Source organism: Vibrio sp. EA2 (assembly GCF_033042495.1).
GTDB lineage: Bacteria > Pseudomonadota > Gammaproteobacteria > Enterobacterales > Vibrionaceae > Vibrio.
Genome location: NZ_JAWLID010000003.1, coordinates 172,423 through 193,130, shown reverse-complemented (window position 1 = coordinate 193,130; position 20,708 = coordinate 172,423). Strand labels below are relative to the sequence as shown.

General features: G+C 45.9%; 15 protein-coding genes and 1 pseudogene. 11 read left to right on the top strand and 5 right to left on the bottom strand.

Annotated features, from left to right (window positions below; genetic code table 11):
- Positions 1–64: 64 nt before the first annotated feature.
- On the bottom strand, positions 65–3,556 hold the full coding sequence (gene recC, locus RXX31_RS08840; RefSeq protein WP_317588806.1) for an exodeoxyribonuclease V subunit gamma: 3,492 nt from the start codon (positions 3,554–3,556) through the stop codon (positions 65–67).
- A gap of 314 nt (positions 3,557–3,870) precedes the next feature.
- Between recC and RXX31_RS08835 the strand changes: the two genes are divergently transcribed.
- The 4 genes from RXX31_RS08835 (at position 3,871) to dapD (ending at position 8,000) form a co-directional block, all read left to right on the top strand.
- On the top strand, positions 3,871–5,181 hold the full coding sequence (locus tag RXX31_RS08835; protein ID WP_317588805.1) for a mechanosensitive ion channel family protein: 1,311 nt from the start codon (positions 3,871–3,873) through the stop codon (positions 5,179–5,181).
- Positions 5,182–5,269: 88 nt separating this feature from the next.
- Positions 5,270–6,178, top strand: a complete 909-nt coding sequence (locus RXX31_RS08830; RefSeq protein WP_317588803.1) for a LysR family transcriptional regulator — start codon at positions 5,270–5,272, stop codon at positions 6,176–6,178.
- 128 nt (positions 6,179–6,306) lie between these two features.
- A complete protein-coding gene (locus tag RXX31_RS08825; protein ID WP_317588802.1) occupies positions 6,307–6,603 on the top strand; it encodes a YebG family protein in 297 nt (98 codons plus the stop codon).
- A gap of 365 nt (positions 6,604–6,968) precedes the next feature.
- Positions 6,969–8,000 carry a 2,3,4,5-tetrahydropyridine-2,6-dicarboxylate N-succinyltransferase gene (gene dapD, locus RXX31_RS08820; protein ID WP_317588801.1) on the top strand — a complete coding sequence of 344 codons (1,032 nt, stop codon included), beginning with the start codon at positions 6,969–6,971 and terminating at the stop codon, positions 7,998–8,000.
- Between the two features lie 107 nt (positions 8,001–8,107).
- Here dapD and glpQ read toward each other — a convergent pair whose 3' ends face one another.
- Complete coding sequence (glpQ, locus tag RXX31_RS08815; RefSeq protein ID WP_317588799.1) at positions 8,108–9,163, bottom strand: glycerophosphodiester phosphodiesterase; 1,056 nt, start codon at positions 9,161–9,163, stop codon at positions 8,108–8,110.
- A gap of 723 nt (positions 9,164–9,886) precedes the next feature.
- Here glpQ and RXX31_RS08810 point away from each other — a divergent pair.
- The 5 genes from RXX31_RS08810 to RXX31_RS08790 all read left to right on the top strand — a co-directional run bounded on the left by RXX31_RS08810 (position 9,887) and on the right by RXX31_RS08790 (position 16,123).
- The gene (locus RXX31_RS08810) at positions 9,887–10,738 is read left to right on the top strand and encodes an MIP/aquaporin family protein (protein ID WP_317588798.1); all 852 of its coding nucleotides are present in this window, start codon (positions 9,887–9,889) and stop codon (positions 10,736–10,738) included.
- 59 nt (positions 10,739–10,797) lie between these two features.
- A complete protein-coding gene (gene glpK / locus RXX31_RS08805) occupies positions 10,798–12,315 on the top strand; it encodes a glycerol kinase GlpK (RefSeq protein WP_317588796.1) in 1,518 nt (505 codons plus the stop codon).
- Positions 12,316–12,494: 179 nt separating this feature from the next.
- Positions 12,495–13,286, top strand: coding sequence for a DeoR/GlpR family transcriptional regulator (locus RXX31_RS08800; RefSeq protein WP_317588795.1), 792 nt, complete (start codon positions 12,495–12,497; stop codon positions 13,284–13,286).
- 180 nt (positions 13,287–13,466) lie between these two features.
- Positions 13,467–15,026: a glycerol-3-phosphate dehydrogenase gene (gene glpD / locus RXX31_RS08795; protein WP_317588794.1), complete on the top strand. Its 1,560-nt coding sequence runs from the start codon at positions 13,467–13,469 to the stop codon at positions 15,024–15,026.
- Positions 15,027–15,175: 149 nt separating this feature from the next.
- Entirely contained in the window at positions 15,176–16,123 is a 948-nt protein-coding gene (locus RXX31_RS08790) for a CorA family divalent cation transporter (protein ID WP_317588792.1), read from the top strand.
- A gap of 58 nt (positions 16,124–16,181) precedes the next feature.
- Here RXX31_RS08790 and RXX31_RS08785 read toward each other — a convergent pair whose 3' ends face one another.
- Entirely contained in the window at positions 16,182–17,366 is a 1,185-nt protein-coding gene (locus RXX31_RS08785; protein ID WP_317588791.1) for an NnrS family protein, read from the bottom strand.
- 185 nt (positions 17,367–17,551) lie between these two features.
- Here RXX31_RS08785 and RXX31_RS08780 point away from each other — a divergent pair, with 185 nt between their 5' ends.
- A complete protein-coding gene (locus RXX31_RS08780) occupies positions 17,552–18,103 on the top strand; it encodes a gamma-glutamylcyclotransferase family protein (protein ID WP_317588790.1) in 552 nt (183 codons plus the stop codon).
- A 240-nt stretch (positions 18,104–18,343) separates the two neighbouring features.
- A complete protein-coding gene (locus RXX31_RS08775) occupies positions 18,344–19,342 on the top strand; it encodes a substrate-binding domain-containing protein (RefSeq protein ID WP_317588789.1) in 999 nt (332 codons plus the stop codon).
- 160 nt (positions 19,343–19,502) lie between these two features.
- On the opposite strand, the gene galM is transcribed toward RXX31_RS08775, so the two are convergent.
- Together galM and RXX31_RS08765 are read right to left on the bottom strand one after the other, a co-directional pair.
- Complete coding sequence (gene galM, locus RXX31_RS08770) at positions 19,503–20,567, bottom strand: galactose-1-epimerase (RefSeq protein ID WP_317588788.1); 1,065 nt, start codon at positions 20,565–20,567, stop codon at positions 19,503–19,505.
- A 9-nt stretch (positions 20,568–20,576) separates the two neighbouring features.
- Positions 20,577–20,708, bottom strand: a pseudogene (locus RXX31_RS08765) (galactokinase); the annotation flags it as partial.

The following is a 20,708-nucleotide window of genomic DNA, read 5'->3' as shown; positions in this document are numbered from 1 at the left end:
TACACAAAATAATGATTTTCTGGCGGCCACCCTACTCTCCCTTTACTCTATCCAACTGTCCTTGCTACGCTTTTATATCGTCCGCATCTTGAACCGCTAAACGCGCACCTTGCAGCACCAACGCCGTCAATAAGCGTACTTCTTTCGCCAAATCATCATTCCAAGCTGGCCAAATACGTGCAATATACGCATTGTTTCCTTCGCCTGAACTCATGTAGCCATCGTTGAATGTATCTGCCATTTTCTTCAAAGATTTCTCTTCGTCGTCAGCCCAGTGTCCACGACTAAATCCGGCTTCAACACATGCTAACGCCGTCTGCGGGAAATAAGGCAAAGGCTTAGTCATGCCTTCAAAGAACAGACGAACCACTTCCGTAAGTAATTGCTTGGCATACTGCGCGTCAGCAATTTCCGGGTAGATTAAATGAACCGCACCTTCTTTGCGGTCATAGCCAATAATATGGGTTTTCTTGGCATGGCCCGAGGCTGACATGGCAAGATGATCAATCCAAGCGGCCAGATAATCCTGTGAACGAACCCTACCGCTACGGTAGCGAATCAACCCGGATTGGTAACACTGAGTAAGCCAACCTGTCAGGCGAACTTTTTTCTCATCGCCTTCATTGCCTTCGAATAACGAGTCAAAGGTCAGATCGATTTCTAAGTCGTCTTGAGGTGCGCCAGCTAAAAACGCCAGTTTGTCCACCAGCTCTTCAGCCTGAACTCGGTTAGTTTCAAACTCGATATCACCAAACGCACCGACTGGTAACTTACCTTGTGCACGTTGTTGACTCATAAAGTGCTTAAGCACATCTGTTTTCTTCTCTGGCTGTGTCAACGTGGTTTCGAGCAAGGTTTCTAACAGCTCATCACGCATTTGATAGCTTTCCAGCCCACCGAGTACAAATGGCTCATCATCTTCCATGACTGGCAATGGTGGCTCAAATACCACTTTTAAGCGGCGATTAAAAAAGTACTGTACTGGTAAGCGCCAAAAACGTTGCAGCTCGACTAAATCGAGCTCTAGTGGGAACGTGGCTCCCAGCAGATAATCGTCCAATGCGCGATTAAAGTCATGACGAACGTAGCCTTGAGATTGGCTACTTTGGGTTAACGCCGCCGGAATCCACTCTTTGGCGTAGCTGGAATGCATCCCCTGAAAGGCACTTGGGCTAAATGGCACCATGGCGTGCGTATTGACCAGCGCTTTCAATAAATTATCGCCAGACTCATCAACCGGTAAACCTTCATCACCGCCTAAACAGTAATTTTGGTGACAGTATTCCATCAACTCAGAAACCAGCACTGACGGTACGCGCTCGGTGTTGTCTTGAATCGAACGACCGACATAACTGATGTACAGCGTTTGCTGTGCGGACAACATTGCCTCTAAGAACAGGTAACGGTCATCATCTCGGCGAGAACGGTCACCCGGCTTAGTTCTGCCCGTCATCAAGTCAAAACCTTCCGGCGGCATGGAACGCGGATAGACGCCATCATTCATTCCAAGCAGACATACGGTTCTAAATGGAATGGAACGCATTGGCATCAGGGTACAGAAGTTCACTTGGCCGGCAAGGAAACGCTGGCTGACCCGCGTACCGGACAGTTTATCTTGCAAATATTGGCTGATGATTGCTGGTGACAATACCTCTTCGAATGCAGCATCAGCGAGCTGTTCTTTCAGTTGGCTAAGCGTATCGCGAATGGATTTGAGTGCCATTTCGCCTTCCAACTCGACTGAGAAGAAGTCATCCAGCAGTGTAACTAAAGTTTCTCGCCAGCCATCAATCGTCTGAACATGAGAGAGTTTGCGGCGATAAGTACTGATTTGTTGGATAAAATGCGCCAATTTACCAGCAAGCTCAGCGCCCATACCTTGCACTTCGTTGTACGGAGATAAACTGCCTTGCTCGGTTTCAAACAAACCTGCCGACTCTGGCATCGCATAGCCGAGCAACATGCGTTGAATACCAAACTGCCAGGTGTTTTGACGCGTTTCCGGCAGTTCAAATTCGCGTCCGGTATTGGCATCCAATCCCCAACGAATACCCGAGGCTTCAACCCACTGTTTAGCTTGTAAGAAATCGTCTTCACTTAGCTCAAAACGCTTCAAAATCGCCGGAGTTTCCAGCAGTTCAAGTAATTCCGATGCCAAGCAGCGCGTGTTCGGTAGGTTTGCCAACTGCATAAATGCCGCAAGAATCGGGCTCTCCTGATCCGCCGTTCGGTCTGAAATCGAATATGGAATAAAACGCTCACCCGGCGCATTACCAAATACTGCTTGAATTGCGGGACTGTAGGCATTGATGTCCGCAACCATGACGATAATATCGCGTGGTTTTAAGCTCGGATCAGCATCGAACATCGCCAGAAGTTGATCATGAAGCACTTCAACTTCACGCATTGGACTGTGACAAGCGTGTAGACTTAGCGATTTGTCGCCCAGACTAACCACTTGCTTGTGGCCACTATGCTCAATCTGCTGGTCGTCCTGGTGTTCCTCAAGGTTTAAAATATCCGCTTGCAGTTGATGGAGCAGACTATCACGCTCGACATCAACAAACGCTTCAATCTCATGGGACTCCAGCTGAGATAGCAGATACATGTTATCGCGGCCAAGTTTGCCCATCGAAGCCAATAGACTGTTTCCGACCACATCAGTGTGCAGTTCGTCGAGCACATTGTCTTCTACAGACCCTTTCAACTGCTCGGTTTCGCCTTGTACTTCAGAGTGATCTTCCTGCCAAACTACATGCTGACGATGTTTCGCTGCCAAGCGAGCCAGATATTTGCGGTCACGAACCTCACCCCAGTAGTAACGACACGGGTTGGTGAACATCAAATGCACGTCGATGTGTTCGCCTATCGCTTTTAGCGCATCCATGTAACGTGGTGGTAAAGAGGAGATACCAAAAACAAACAAACGCTTGGGTAAGTGACCGAAATCACCACTAAAATTCTCAAGCGTGTCGATAAAGTGCTCATAAAGGTTGGCACGATGATAAGGAGATTGCCCCAGCGACACCGTGTGATCGTACAATGCTTGCCACAAAATTGCCTGCCACGGATGTTCCTCTTCCAGCTCTGGTACACTCTGACCCGCTTCCCAGTTTGCGATCCATTCCGGACGGTATACCAGGTAGCCATCAAATATATCGGCAATTTTTTCTGCCAGCTGATACAGCTTGGAGTTATCACTGTCGTCTTTGAGATATTGCGCCAACGGTGAAAACGTCTCTTGGTTTAGAAGCCCTGGTAACAGGTGCATCAACTTCCACGTCATGGCTTCTTTGTTAAATGCACTGCGTTTTGGCACATCAGGCAATACCTGAGTGAACATTTCCCAAATGAAGGTCGCAGGGAGCGGAAAATCGATGTTCGCCGCCACACCAAACTCTTTGGCCAGTTCCATTTTTAACCACTGAGACATACCCGGACTTTGAACCAGAATTTGTTCTTTTTCGAACGGGTTTTCCAGCGGACTGATGCGAATCAGTTCAACAAGAAGTGATTTGAGAACGTCAACTTGGTTGGAGTGATAAACAGTAAACAAATTGGGAACACCGAGTGCCGATTGAAACTGTTAGCTAGCTTAGCACAGCCCCATTTAAACCCGCACTCTTCTCTTGACTCGAAATAACAAAAGGTTAGATATCGCCCAAATTCCCATATTTCATCATTCTGTTCGCACATACCCATGGTTGCAGCAACATCCGATCTGGACGAACAAGATAATTACAACAATTATTACACTGTTAATGAATTGTTAATTCATAATTTAAACAGGCTCAAACATAACCTTACCAGACATTATGTGTATCAAAGGGGGATCAGATACGCACTGGATAAGAAAGTAAGGAATTGACGATGGATTACATTAATGACTACTACCACTCTTTTCTTGATTCTGTATCCAGCGCAGAAACTTACAGCCAGATCGGTATTATCTTATGCATCTATTTACTGGCTTTTATTCTCGCTAATCGTGTCTATAAGTATGCTCCCATCCTGAGAAATCCCCCGTCACCACCAAGTAACTTCCCTATTCGCCACTTAATCTACCGTTGTGGGAAGCTGTTATTCCCTATATTCGCAATAGTACTGTTACGGATTTCGCTCGAATTCAGCCAGTTCTATATTGAAGATGGCTGGGTAATCAAAGTCGCTTTTGCCGTCGCTGTTTTGCTGCTTTTTCATTCTTTCATCACTCTGGTTATCACCAACCCACTGGTTGCCACCGCTTTTCGCTGGATAGGAATGCCGATTATCATTTTTTATGGCGTTGGCCTACTCGACGACATCATCGATGTTCTTGAATCGATGTCGATCGACTTGGGAAATATCCATATATCAGCCTATGGCCTGGCCAGAACATTAATTTTCGGTTCGTTACTTTTCTGGCTCGGACGCGTATCTAACGCAACAGGTCAAACCATCATCCGCAAACAAAAGTCTCTAGATTTTCGTACTCGTGAAATCGTCGCTAAAGTATTTGAAGTGGCACTGTTCTTCACCGTTATCCTATTGATCCTGCAACTTATGGGTATCAACCTGACGACGCTAGCCGTATTTGGCGGGGCTGTCGGCGTTGGGCTTGGTTTTGGCTTGCAGGCCATTGCCTCCAACTTCATTTCCGGGATTATCATTATTTTTGACCGTTCGATTTCAGTCGGTGATTACATTGAGCTTGAAGATGGCCGGACCGGGGTGGTGACCGAACTAAATATGCGCTCAACCACCTTAGAAACCTTTGATGGTAAAGATATTGTCGTTCCAAACGAAAAGTTTATATCCAGCTCATTTACCAACTGGACGCATAAAAACACCAAACAGCGTTACCGCGTTGACTTTTCCGTCGCCTATAAAACTGATGTACGCAGTATGGTTGAGTTGATAAAAGAAGCAGTAGCATCCCATCCACAGGTATTGAGTGGTCCTAACGTCCCATTTGAAGAGCGACCGGACTGTGAAATCGACAGCTTTGGCGACTCTGGGATCAATATGTTTGTCGAGTTCTGGATGGAAGGCATTGACGACGGTCGCAATCGGGTTGGAGGAGACTTATTGCTGATCATTCTCGAAACTCTGCAAGACAATGGTATTGAGATCCCATTCCCGCAACGAGATATTCGTGTGGTTTCTACCAATGATACTGACGAGCTTCAACGCAAGCGTTAGGTACGGCACTCCCATTACTACGCTTGCACTTCGTTTCAAACTATCTAATGATTGAGAACCCACGTTCAGATTAACTAAACATCAATCTATGGCCAGTCACATCTCACTCAAACAACTCAAGGTGTTTACCACCATCACTCAGCACAACACGCTGACGGCTGCCTCCGAGAGCCTCTACCTATCGAAGGCTGCGGTAAGTATGGCGCTGTCTGAGCTAGAAAAGCAGATAGGGCATCACCTGTTCGATCGGGTCAATAACCGACTGATTCTCAATCAAGAAGGGCAAAAGCTGCTTCCTTTGGCGGATGAACTGTTAAACCGAGCCAAAGACATTGAGAGTATTTTTGAAGGCGACCATGCCCTATCCGGTCAGCTACGAATAGGAGCCAGTGATACTATTGGCAATCAAGTTGCGCCCTACCTTCTGAGTGCCTTTCGCCAACACACCAATCACAGCTCGCAAAGCCTGTTTATTTCAAACTCGGCGCAGATATGTGACAAACTGACTGATTATGAGCTGGATATCGCCCTGATCGAAGGTAAAACGCTGCATCCTGAGCTTCAGTCGTCACAATTTAGTCAAGATGAGATGTGCGTAATCTGCCCGCCAGATTATCCCGCAGCGCACGAAGGTATGATGAATCTGGCAGAGCTGGAAAACAGCGAATGGATATTGCGCGAGGCAGGATCTGGTTCAAGAGAGTTCTTTCTACGCGTGATAGCCCCTCGTCTAGAGCAGTGGCACGAGGCATTTCAACTCAATACCACTGAAGCACTCATCAACTCCGTATCTGCAGGTTTAGGGCTTGGCTGTTTGTCACGTTTATCAGCCGATCCGGCAATTCGCGAAGGCCGTGTAAAAGTTCTTGAAATGCCGCTGGATATGAAACGTCGCTTCTGGCTGTTAGTGCACAAAGAAAAATATCAAAGTCCACTGCTAAAAACCTTTATCGAGTTTTGCCAGAGTTGGCCGTTTCCTGCAAATACTAATAAATAGTTCAATAGCTGGTCAGTTAGCTCTACCCACTTCGCATTCTTAGTTCACTAGGGTCTGTGACTCTAGACTTAGCTGGTCAAAAACTGTATAAAAAGCCAGTATCAATTCACCAAATTAGGGGACTAACCATGGCTGTAATAGTCAAGTACGTGGTAGAACGCAATGGAGAAGAGAAAATGACTTTTACCTCTAAAGCGGAAGCTGACGCCTATGACAAAATGCTGGATATGGCGGACGAGCTATTCTCGCTGCTAGGTAAGAGTGAACTTCTTGAAGACGAAACTAAGCAAGAAGATCTTGCCATGTTCCTTGCGCAAAACAAAGAAGAAGTGCTTTACGCTTTAGGCGCAAAACGTAAACCTGCACCAAAGAAAGCTAAGAAGCTTGAAGCTGTCGAAGAAGACAAAAACGAAGACGCTGCATAAGCTTTACTAAAGAATTCTAGGTCCTAGGATTCTAGGTCCTAGATCCTAGAAAGAGCTAGTTGGCATAACCAATACAACAATTTACTGTTCAGTACTCTGTAATCCGTATCCCAAGGAAACAAATACCGCAGCTTATACTTATCACTAAACCAACCGCATCCTCCCTAAAACCTAGGATCCTAACCACCTAGGCCCTCTTTCTCATCAGACAGACATATCTCTTAAAAGACAAAAGGTATCCATCTACAGACTTTCTGTATTTCACCTCTTTAAACTCCCTAACAGTGTCTTTATGATGACTATCAACTTAATTAGATTCTTGTCAGTGAACAGACGAGACCAGACTCAACAGACGGAGATCAACTATGGCTTTCTTTTCTCTAGCCTTTGGTACGGCAACTAAAAACCGTGACGGTAAAATCATCGAAGCGTTTTTTCCAAACCCAGTTCTTAACCCAAGCGACGAGCTAGTAAACGCGCTAGCGGCGGTAGCTGGATACGAGCAAGGCAACCAAGCTATCGAGATCTCTGCGGCACAAAGCGCAGAACTTGCAGCAGCTTTCGAAGCAAACGGCGATGCTGCAAACGCATCTTTCGCAACTAAAGCAGCAGAATCTGCACAACCACTTGTTTTGGTTATCCTAGCGTCTGACGAGCAGCCACAATCTGTTGCTGAAGGCTTCCTAAAACTGCAACTAATCTCTAACCGTCTGGTTAAGCCACACGGCACAGTACTGGATGGCATCTTCGGTCTGCTACACAACATCGCGTGGACAAACGAAGGCCCAATCGACCTGCCTGAACTGGCAGATCGTCAAATCGAAGCTCGTTTGGCTGGCCGCGCACTAAGCGTAGATTGTGTCGACAAGTTCCCTAAAATGGTCGACTACGTGGTACCAACTGGTATTCGTATCGCTGACACATCTCGCGTACGTCTTGGCGCACACGTGGGTGAAGGTACAACAGTTATGCACGAAGGTTTCATCAACTTCAACGCAGGTACAACAGGCGTGAGCATGGTTGAAGGTCGTATTTCTGCGGGTGTTCTGGTTGGTAACGGTTCAGACATCGGTGGTGGCGCATCTATCATGGGTACGCTATCAGGTGGCGGTACAGTAGTGGTTTCTATCGGTGAGAACTCACTACTGGGCGCGAACGCGGGTCTTGGTTTCCCACTAGGTGACCGTTGTACTCTTGAGTCAGGCCTGTACGTAACTGCGGGTACTAAAGTACGTATGCTGGATAAAGAAGGTAACGAAGTAGAAATCGTTAAAGCTCGCGACCTTGCTGGCGTATCTGACCTATTATTCCGTCGTAACTCTCAAACAGGTCAGGTTGAGTGTCTTGCGAACAAGAGCGCGGTAGAACTGAACAGCGAACTGCACGCAAACAACTAATTTTTTGAATTAGAATTGAAAAATCCCCCGGCCGGAAATGTCCAACTTTATGGGGTCACTTCAAAACGGCTGGGGGGATTTTTGTTTCTGTTACTTTGCGATATCCGTTACTTATTCAAGAAACTTACCGCTTTGTCTGGGAAATCTGTAAACAAACCATCGATTTTCACCTGATTGTAGAAGATATCCATCATACCTTCGAAGCTATCGGTGTAAGCAGGAATGCGCCCCGGATCGGCACGGAAAGTATAAGGATGCACCTGTAAACCGGCATCTTTTGCTGCTTTCATCAGTGGTTTGATAATGATGTTATCTTGGGTTGATTTATCATCCACCAGCATCGGTTTCCAAGGGCCAATCCCCTCTGCATAACCGGCGACTTTCTTCATACCACCCGCCTCGAACATCCAATCGTAGTCATATGGTGTTGCAGTATCGTCCTTGTAGACCATAGTTTCATTCCAGTCGGTGTAGGCCATCAGCTGAACAAGCTTTAGATCCATCCCCATTTCTGGCATCAACTCGCTGTTGATACGTTGAAGTTCGTTGGCGTCAAAACATTGCAGATATACTTTATCCTCTTGCGAATCATACCCATACTGTTTTAACACCTTCAGAACCGCTTTGGAAATGTCTTTCCCTTCATGACGGTGGAACCAAGGTGCTTTGATCTCCGGGTAGATACCGATATCGTAACCCAGAGTTTTGTTGAGCCCCTGAATTAACTCAATTTCTTCAGCAAACGTAGGGACAGTAAAATCAGATTTCCACATAGGGAATCGAGTTGGATACCCTGCCACTTTGTTACCGTTGTCGTCGATATTAAACCCTTCTGTCACTCGCAACGATTTTATTTCTGCCAAAGTAAAGTCAATCGCGTAGTAACGGCCATCTTTACGTGCGCGATCCGGAAAACGTTCAGCAACATCGGTAACGCGATCAAGATAATGGTCATGCAGTACCACTAAGTGGTCATCTTTGGTCATAACCACATCTTGCTCAATAAAGTCTGGTTTCATAGCATAAGCAAGCGCTTTGGCTTCTAACGTGTGCTCGGGTAAGTAACCGGACGCGCCACGGTGAGCAATCACAATAGGTTTCGCAATCGCTCCGGCAGATAGGCTAAGAGCCAAAAAAGTAAGGCATACTGACGTTGTTTTCATTTTAATTTCCTTGAGTTAGCGAAGAGGCAGTATTCCACTGCCTCTTTAAATAAATATTACGCTAGCGCTTCCTTTTCGCGCTCTTTCTGCTCGTGATGTGCGCGTTCGCCCAAAAATGCATAGGACAAACACAAATTGCGATTAAACAAAATCCACTCTAGTTCGCTGGAGAGAAAATAAAAACTATTGTTACAGAAATTCAGCCCCTGATTTCAAACGAAAGGAACATTCGCAAACGCTCAATCAAGATAAGCCAAGAGCGATATGTTTATTACCAATGTAAACGAAGAGTGATCTGACACCTCCTCTTCCATGACTGTAGATTAGGTCCTTATCGCCTTTTACCATACACAGTTCGTTTCAGCAGCCCAGTTTAATCCTTTGTAATACCTTACGTTACCTAACTATTTAGGGTTAATTATTACGCAAAACCAGTGCAACAAATCACCTTTCACGCAGCCTCCTCACAAAACTCATCTTACCAGTTTCCCATTCCTATTCGCATCGGTAACATAAATGAAGCATCACATCTAAAAATTCAAAAATGATGATTGGTAACTTTCTTTTATGACTAAAAGATGCGCCATTTAACAAAACATAAGAGTTTGATTAACATTTTTATGCTCAAACGCTCACTTTTAATGTTCGTTTGTTTTCGAAAAGGAATTTATGTGCACAATACTACCGTGCTAGATAAGCAAAAATAACTAAAGGACTCTTACCATGACAACCAACAAACACCCTTCTCTGTTCGGAGAATGTTTGGCCGAATTTATCGGTACAGGATTACTTATATTCTTTGGCGTTGGCTGCGTCGCAGCCCTAGTGTTAACTGGCGCATCTTTTGGACAATGGGAAATCAGTATAATGTGGGGCTTAGGTGTTGCCATCGCGATTTACTGTACAGCCGGCGTTTCAGGTGCTCACATTAATCCAGCGGTGACCATTGCTCTTGCCATGTTCCATGGCTTCGATAAAGCCAAAGTGTTGCCATATATCATCGCTCAATTACTTGGCGCGTTTTGTTCCGCAGCTTTGGTCTACAGCTTGTACGCCAACCTCTTTACTGATTATGAAATCGCACACAATTTCGTTCGTAGTAGCCAAGAGGCCTTAGCGACAGCGGGAATTTTCTCTACCTATCCACATGCTTCTCTCTCTTTCATGGGAGCTTTTGCTGTCGAATTCGTAATTACTGCGGTATTAATGTTTGCGATTCTTGCGCTGGGTGATGAAAGCAACGGTGCCTCTCGCGGAGCCATGAACCCACTATTGATTGGTATTCTTATTGCTGTTATTGGTGGTTCACTTGGTCCATTAACGGGATTCGCGATGAACCCAGCTCGTGACTTTGGACCAAAATTGTTCGCCTACTTTGCAGGCTGGGATTACGCACTGACTGGCGCGAAAGATATTCCTTACTTTATTGTTCCAATTCTCGCTCCAATTGCAGGTGCATGCTTTGGTGGCTGGCTATATCCGAAAGCGATTGCCGCGTATCTTCCACAACAAGGTCACGGCTGTACGATCCCGAATCAGTGTGAGACAGAAGAGACAGAACAAGCTCGCGCTTAATACTATTGCACCCCGAACATTTACTAAAATATAAATAACGAAATAAAAGGATTCTTACCATGACTGAGCAAAAATACATTGTTGCCCTGGACCAAGGTACGACAAGCTCTCGCGCAGTAATTCTTGACCACGATGCGAATATCGTCAGCGTGTCTCAGCGCGAATTTACTCAGATTTACCCACAAGCAGGCTGGGTAGAGCACGATCCAATGGAAATCTGGGCAACACAAAGCTCAACCTTGGTTGAAACACTCGCTAAGTCAGGCATCCGCAGCGATCAACTAGCAGCCATTGGTATTACAAACCAACGTGAAACCACCATTGTCTGGAATAAAGAAACCGGTAAGCCAGTCTACAACGCTATCGTCTGGCAATGTCGACGTACCGCAGAAATTTGCGAAGACTTAAAACGCCGTGGCTTAGAAGACTACGTTCGTGATAACACTGGCCTAGTGCTTGACCCTTACTTCTCTGGTACCAAAGTGAAGTGGATTCTTGATAACGTCGAAGGTGCCCGTGAAGACGCGGAAGCAGGCAAGCTGTTATTTGGTACGGTTGATACCTGGCTGGTTTGGAAAATGACCCAAGGCCGCGTACACGTAACGGATTACACCAACGCTTCGCGTACGATGTTATTTAATATTAACGACCTATGTTGGGACCAAAAGCTATTGGATGAGTTGGGTATTCCGGCGTCAATGATGCCTGAAGTAAAACGTTCATCTGAAATATACGGCAAAACCAACATTGGTGGTAAAGGTGGTACGCGTATTCCTATTGCGGGTATTGCTGGTGACCAACAAGCCGCGCTTTACGGCCAGATGTGTGTAAAAGCAGGTCAGGCGAAAAACACCTACGGTACGGGTTGTTTCTTGCTGATGAATACTGGCCAGGAGAAAGTCACCTCAACGCACGGCCTACTCACTACTCTGGCATGTGGCCCGAAAGGTGAACCTGCATACGCATTGGAAGGTGCAGTATTTATGGGCGGCGCGTCAATTCAGTGGTTGCGTGACGAACTTAAGATTCTTAACGGCGCAGAAGACTCTGAATACTTCGCAACCAAAGTAGACACGTCAAACGGTGTGTACGTCGTCCCGGCTTTTACAGGTCTTGGCGCTCCGTACTGGGATGCATACGCACGTGGCACGATTGTTGGCCTGACTCGAGGTGTAAACTCCAACCACATTATTCGAGCAACCTTGGAAGGCATCGCTTATCAGACTCGCGACGTACTGGATGCGATGCAAGCCGACTCAGGGATCAAGCTTAAAAACCTCCGTGTTGACGGCGGAGCTGTTGCAAATAACTTCTTGATGCAATTCCAGGCTGACGTGTTAAATACACAAGTACTTCGCCCGCAAGTTACTGAAGTGACAGCATTGGGCGCCGCTTATCTGGCAGGACTGGCTGTGGGATATTGGGATAGCCTCGATGAACTGCAAGATAAAGCCGTCATTGATCGTACATTCGAACCTCATGAAGACGAAGAAAAACGCAACCGTCGCTACAAAGGCTGGAAGCGTGCAGTGAAATGTGCTCAAACCTGGTCAGAACTTCACGACGAAGACGATTAATCCCCTACAAACACGAACAAAGAGCGCCATTCGAGCGCTCTTTTTGCGTCTTATCCCCGATTCCTTGATCGCTTTACTTCTCACAACGCGCAAATTCGAGCACAATATCTGCAAATTACTCAATATATTTCGAATGTTAAGCATTGGGAGCTAGCTACCCGTGCACAATGGAGTCGTAAGTGAAGCAAATACCTAGACACCAGCAGATTGTCGAGTTGGTGAAAAAACAAGGCTATGTCAGCACGGATGAGTTGGTTGAACGATTCAATGTCAGCCCACAAACCATCCGACGCGATCTCAATGAACTCGCCGACGATAACAGAATTCGCCGCTATCATGGTGGCGCGACCATCCCTCTCAGCTCAGAAAACACCTCTTACAACACACGTAAAGCACTGAACTTCAATGAAAAAGATGTTATTGCAGAAGAGGTTGTCAAACACATACCAGATGGCGCGACGCTCTTTATTGATATCGGGACAACGCCGGAAGCGGTTGCACGAGCACTCAATAAAAACCACAAACAACTTCGAGTGGTCACTAACAACATCAACGTTGCGACCATTCTTTACCCTAACCCAGAAATCAAAGTGATACTGGCTGGCGGCGAAGTTCGTAACCGCGATGGTGGTATTGTCGGTGAAGCCACTCTGGACTTCGTAAAACAATTCCGCCTCGATTTCGGTATTCTCGGAATCAGTGGTATTGATTTCGACGGTTCACTGCTGGATTTTGATTACCATGAAGTAAGAGTAAAGCAGGTTATCATCGATAACAGTCGCAGCGTATTTCTGGCCGTAGACCACACTAAGTTTGGCCGTAATGCGATGGTGAAACTGGGCAATATCGCTCAGTTAAACATGATATTTACCAATAAGCAGCCACCTGAAGAAATTCTGTCCATTTTAAAAGAGGCTTCTATCCCGCTCGAAGTCGTCAACGCAAACGTGGCGACAGACGAAGAAAAATAAATAATTCGCTCAAACTTGAACCTTTAAATGACCTCTGCCTTACTTAGACAGAGGTTTTTTTTGTGCCCAAATCACACAAAACGCTCAAAAACGAAAATAACAGATGACCACAAACGAAACCTAAGATAGGATTACATTATGTTCTAAAATGCTCGTTCGCTCACCAAAGAGGTCAAATTTATGAGTATACAAAAAAATGCTTCCACAACTGACTCATCCACTCCTTTAGACTTGATCATTATCGGTGGCGGCATTAATGGGGCTGGTATCGCTGCTGATGCTGCAGGCCGTGGATTGAGTGTTGGTTTGTATGAAGCTAACGACTTTGCATCTGCAACGTCTTCAGCAAGCTCCAAACTTATTCATGGTGGATTGCGCTACCTTGAACACTACGAGTTTCGTTTAGTTTCGGAAGCGCTCGCAGAACGAGAAGTAATCCTTCGCAAAGCACCTCATGTTGCGTTACCTATGCGTTTCCGTTTACCTCATCGTCCATTTTTACGTCCAGCGTGGATGATCCGCTGTGGTTTGTTCCTTTACGATAATTTAGGTAAACGCACAACGCTCCCAGGCAGCAAGACCGTGAATCTGGCAAAATCTGGCTTGTTAAAACCAGAGATCAAAACAGGATTCGAATACTCTGATTGTTGGGTAGATGATGCTCGCTTAGTTTTACTTAACGTTCTCGCAGCACGTGAAAACCATGCAGAAGTTCGTAACTACTGCCGGGTAGAAAAAGCGCATCGCGAAAGCGGCATCTGGCATGTCACTATCCACGACACAATGACGGATCAACGTTTTGAACGTAAAGCGAAAGCTCTGGTTAACGCCGCAGGACCGTGGGTAAAACAGTTCTTTGATGAAGGACTAGAGCAAGCTTCTCCACGCAATATTCGTTTGATCAAAGGTTCGCACATTGTTGTGCCTCGTATTCACAACGAGCCTCAGGCTTATATTCTGCAAAATAAAGATAACCGTATCGTGTTTATGATCCCGTACTTGGATAAGTTCTCGATCGTCGGTACCACGGATGTCGAATATAAAGGCGACCCACGAGAAGTCGCGATCTCTGATGACGAAGTCGATTATCTGATCGACATTGTTAACCAACACTTTGTCCACCAGCTATCGCGCGAAGATGTGGTTTGGACATACAGCGGTGTACGCCCACTGTGCGATGATGAGTCAGACTCGCCACAAGCAATCACGCGAGACTACACACTGGAACTTGATGCGGAATTCGATCACGCTCCATTACTTTCAGTTTTCGGCGGTAAACTAACGACTTACCGAAAACTGGGTGAAGCGGCGATGAAAAAGCTGGCACCATTCCTGCCACAAATGGGCGGTAACTGGACAGCAAACCAAGCTCTGCCGGGTGGGAACTTCAGCTGCAGCCGTGAGCAACTGGCGAAGCAAATTCACACTAAGTACGCCTGGGTACCAGAAGCGCTCGTCCTGCGTTACGTCACTCAGTTTGGTACACAAACATGGGAACTAATGAAAGGTGCGGCAAGCGAAGCCGATTTAGGTCAAGTCTTCTCAACACAAGCAGGTGGGGTATATCAACGTGAAATTGACTACTTGATGAACCATGAAATGGCCCTGACTAAAGAAGACATTTTATGGCGTCGTACCAAGCTCGGGCTCTATATGAGCGACGAAGAAAAACAGGCTCTGGCTGAGTACTTAAAAGACAAGTTGCAGCAGAAAGTCGTCAATCTCTCCCAAGTTAGCTAATTGCTTATCCCCTATACAAAGCCTGCTTCGAGCAGGCTTTTTTGTTTTAGCGCCCCCATGCAAATTTTTCGTAGACTTTTCAATTGAAATGAAATCATACTTATTCAAAAGACGTCTACTGCAAGTAATCTCATGATAAGGAAAAGAATATGGGGTTTATGATTGAGCATTGGGACTTTTCAAACCCGATAGCGACTCAAGAAGCGACAACATCACAAGACATCAAAGCGAAACATTGGTATCACTGCGAAAGGTTACATCCTGACATTCGTGGCTGGCTGGAGCAAAACCAAGTTCCTAAAGCAACTGTCGATCATTTACTCGCCGATGAGAGTCGTCCCTCTTTTCACCCTCTGGACGACGAAAACTTCATGTTGATTCTGCGTGGCATCAATATGAATGAGAATGCGTCTCCAGAAGATATGCTGAGTATTCGGATTTTATATTTCCAAGGTGCGTTGATTTCAACACGGAAAATCCCTTCGCGTGCGATTATGGAAATCCGCCAGGCCTTGGCTGAACAGAAGGGACCAAAGAGTTTGGCAAGTCTGCTGAATCAAATTATTGAAGGGTTGAATGGTAAGATTGACACTTACTTGGATACCATTGAAGAAACCCTGAATAATTTCGACGTGAATGACGAGTCCACCTATAAGCATATATCTGCTCAAAAGGCGCTTATTTCTATTAAACGCTTTATACGTCCACAGCAATATGCAATCCGTGATTTGCTTGAATCAAGTTCTGACCTGGTGGTTTCCAGACCCCATCAGTATCGATTCGCGCACAACAACATTACTCGCATTAACGAAACCATCGACTTTTATCTGGGTGAAGTTGCATTGTTCCAGGAAGAGATTAAGCATAATCGGGATGACAAAACCAATAAGAACAGTTATTTGTTTACACTGGTTGCTACAATCTTCTTACCAACCAGTTTCTTAACCGGCTTACTGGGTATTAATATCGGCGGCATGCCTGGCGTCGAATCTTCAGTCGCCTTCACTTGGTTCTGTGTGGCTTTGATTGTCATCTTTGCTCTGGAGTGGCTACTATTAAAACGCTTTGGCCTAACCAACAAAAGCGACGACGAGTAGTTTCGTTCAAATACAAAAAAGAGGAGATGTGCTCTCCTCTTTTTTGATGCTTGCAGCTTTACCCTGGATGACCGTCGGCACGCGGGGTAACCAGCATAAAACCGAATCGCCACACAAACATGCCAAACGCTAATATCCAAAGTCCACCGCTGATGTCTATCCACAACATCATTCTGGCAGGGTCGAAAATCACTGCAAAACTGCGAACCACCGCCGCGGCAATAATAGCAGCGAAAGCGATACTCATATTTGGTCCTTTGTAGATCATACGCCCCGTGTGTCCCATAGTGACACGCGAAATCATCGCTAGAATTAAACCGCCTAAGGCACCTATCGCAAATAAGTGAATCAGGTTATGACTTGCAAATCCATCCCCCCAAGCTCCACGCAAAAGTAAACTCGCAGGTAAACATAAATACGCCGCATGCAATGACCAAACCAGTGGCTCACTTAAGGTTAACCACGGTTTCCAGCGCAAGAAACGGACTAACTGAGCAATACCTGCAAACACCATCAAAGGTTTCCCCAGTTCAGAAAAGGTGACGGGGAAGAAGCTTAATATAAACAACATCACTAATGGCAGGTTAGCCAGCCAGTCAAGCCACACCAACGGTTGCGCCTTTTCGAAATTAAATCGACGGGCGGTAAAGAATGGAATGACCCGAGCCCCCATTACCGACAATAGCAAAGTAAACCACCACAACATGGCGTGCCAAACCGCCGAAGAAGAAAATGGCGGCATGCCCTTCACCGTTGCATAGCTGGCAAAGTTAGCAAAGATCGCCAATAAGAACAGCGGGACAAAAAACAGGTTTCGCCAACCTTTGGACTGATAAACGCGAATACCGACCTCATAAGCCACAAAAAGTAAAAATAACGCCTCAATAATACTGGTTAGCCACAGAGGTACCGACGTCCAGAGCAATATTCGCGGGGCCAGCCACAAGGCAAAAATAATCAAAAGTGTGTAGTGTTTGGTGCCATTTATGCCGGTCCAGTTTTGTACCGCAGTCAGCACAAACCCAGCAACGATTGCCATTGAAAAGCCAAATAACATTTCATGTACATGCCACCAAAGTGCCGGTACGGCCAGTGCGTTTGGCTGTCCGGTCTGGAACATCCAAACCCACAAGGCAATCGCGACGATGGCATAGATAGCGCCAAATAAGAAAAACGGCCTAAACCCTAAACGCAGCCATGCGGGGATTTTCTCTTCCACTTTTTTATCGGTGATATTCAGCATTATTTTTCCCTCACGCTGGATTCGATGCTGGGTGATTCAACTACAGAATCGATGCTACCACAAACATACATTAAAAATACATGTTTGTGATCAAGATTACACTTTAGGGGTAAATTTGTGCTTCAGCGTCAGGTTAGGTATAAAGAAATAGAGATTGAAAGAAATAAAGAAAGGGACGCAATAAGATGTACATATTTGGCTATGGCAGCTTGATCAATTCCGCCTCAAGAAAGTTGACAGGGCAAACCGGAGTCGCAATCCCGGTCATTGCGCATGGATTAGTGCGCTATTGGGGCAAAATTGATGACTCTTACACCTTATCTCCACTGGTCGTTAACGAAGGACAGGGACAAGTCAATGGTGTGCTACTTGAAGTCAATGAAGAAGCGTTAGCCGAATTCGATCGCCGCGAACGTGGTTATCACCGTATTCAAATTCGCCCCGATCAAATTGAAACAGACCAGTCATTTAATCGTGAGCATAAAATTTGGGTATATGTGAAAGATGAACCACTGCCACCCTGCACTAATAGCCCTATCATGCAAAGCTACGTCGATACCGTTTTGGCGGGCTGTTTAGAAGTGTCCCACGCTTTTGCTGAGCACTTTGTTATGCATACCGTGGGTTGGCAACATGCGAAAGAGAATGATCGCCACCAGCCAAAGTATGGCAATCTCGCGGGTGTCCAAGATCACCACTATGAGTTGATTGATGATCTAATCGCACAGCATGTTTAGTTTTGACCTTAATTAGGTAACACCTTTTTATTTCCCCTACCAAACTGATTCCCGATGACGACAAAAGTGCTGAGTCGGGAGTCAGCCTCTCATAAAAAAATAACGTTTACACTGAAATAAATTCATTATTTACATGAAGTAAGCGTTCAATACCACATAAACTAACAGGCCAAATTGCACTAGTTACACATTGGGTGTTTAATACGTTCTGTCAAATGTTCTCGTCCAGAAAGGTCAAATATGGCAACCATCAAAGATGTTGCAAAAGAAGCTGGCGTATCGGTCGCCACCGTCTCTCGCGTGATCAATAAATCACCCAAGGCAAGCCAAAACTCGATTGATTCGGTTACACAAGCGATGAGCAAGTTGGGCTATCGTCCAAATGCTGCCGCCCGGGCACTGGTCAGCCAAAGTACCGATACGATTGGTGTATTGGTAAGCGATGTATCCGATCCGTTCTTTGGTACCTTAGTAAAGTCCGTCGATAACGTGGCACGTGAAAACGGAAAGCACATATTGATTGGCAATGGTTACCATAATGCCGACGACGAGCGCCGAGCTTTAGATTTATTGGTCAACAGCCGCTGTGATGCTCTGGTCATTCACGCCAAGGGGCTGTCTGATGAAGAACTGATCGCCTATGCTAAGGAAGTCAAAGGAATGGTGATCATCAATCGCCATATTCCACAATTGGCCGAACGCTGTATTTCTCTCGATAACCGCAAAGGGGCGTTCTTAGCCACTGAATATTTGATTCGTCATGGGCATCATAAGATCGCTTGTATCGCCTCTTCTCATGATATCGAAGATACCGATGAGCGCTTGCAAGGCTACCAGGCAGCACTAAAAGAACACGGTATTGAGCTATCCAAAAGCTACGTCGAATATGGTGAGCCAAACAATGACGGTGGCGAAGTCGCTATGACCAACCTGTTGACTAAGTCTCTTGAGATAACGGGGGTGGTTGCCTATAACGACTACATGGCCGCAGGCGCTTTAGCCACGTTGGATCAAAACGGCATAGAAGTTCCACAACAAGTTTCAATGGTAGGGTTTGATGACGGACTCATTGCCCGCTTCGTCCATCCAAGCTTGACCACGATTCGCTACCCGATTGAGATGATGGCCGAACGCGCGACCCGCTTAGCGTTAGCACTTTCTCGTGACGAAAAAGTGGAAGATGAAACGATCATTTTCAGCCCGACTTTGGTTCGTAGAGATTCTGTGGCGAAAGTATAAATGAATATTTGAGTGGCGGATCTTGATGACGGTGGTGACTGGCTTGGTTTGAAAAAACGGTGGGCCTATTACCAACCTAGTTAAGTCACTGCTCATCTCGTTACTTACGTCAATGATCAACAACTTAGTTAGGTTGGTAACCGCCCACCCAAAATGCTATCTAAAATTCAAACTGATAAACAGTTCGGTGCTGATAGCAACCCCCAGAGCTCAACACCCCACTGTTGAGCTCCCATTCTGGTTTGTTTGGCCCATCCGGAAAATACTCGGTTTCCAAAGCCAAACCATCATATAAGTCGTATACTTTGCTCGCCCCAGACGCGCCACCTAGAAAGTTTCCGCTATAAACCTGAATCGCAGGTTTGGTGGTTTTTACTTTCATGACGACATCTTCTTTTGGCGCTATCAATACCGCAGCAACAGACACACCATCACTCACATCAGGCTTAAGCACAAAGGCGTGATCATAGCCACCAGCGGTCTTCTGATCTTGCTCTGCAAGGAAGTCTTTCCCAATCAACTTAGGCTCAGTGAAATCAAAGCTTGTTCCTGCCACAGGCTTTAACTCACCGGTTGGAATTAACCCCGCATCGGTAGGTAGGTAGTATGCTGCATTCATCTGCAATGTATGAGCTAGCGCATTCTCGTCGCGACCTTCTCCCGCTAAATTGAAATAAGCGTGATTGGTTAAATTCACCGGGCAAGTCTTATCGACACTCGCTCCATATTCGATGATCAACTCATTATCATTCGATAAGGTATAGGTCACTTTGACATCAAGGTTGCCAGGGTAACCTTGATCGCCATCGGGAGAATTCAGCATGAACACCACTTGCTGAGCACTTTGCTCCACAATCGTCCAGCGCCTTTTATCAAACCCATTTAAGCCACCATGAATCGCGTTTTCACCATTATTGATGTCAAGTTGATAGCGCTGTCCATCCACTTCAAACTGACCTTTCGCGATACGATTGGCGAAGCGACCAACAATAACGCCAAAGAACGCATTCTGCTTCATGTGTTCTGCCATATTGGCTGAACGCAACAACACTTCGCGATGCTCTCCATTGATTGGAAGCGTGCAACTCAGCCACGTCGCGCCAATATCCATAAACGATGCTGTCATGCCATTTTCATTGGTGAGATGGAATAACGTCGCTGGTTGACCATCAAACGATGGGGTTTGTGCCATCGCCTGTTCTAACTGTCCAAAGTATGCTTTCATCACGTTCCCTTAAAGAACCTCAACCAGACCAGCACCTTCTTTTGCCTGGCAAACGTAAATTGATTCTTTCAGACCCGTTGCTGCTTCATACTTAGCTTCAACCGTAGCTTTCACATCATCAACCAATGATGGTGGAACCAA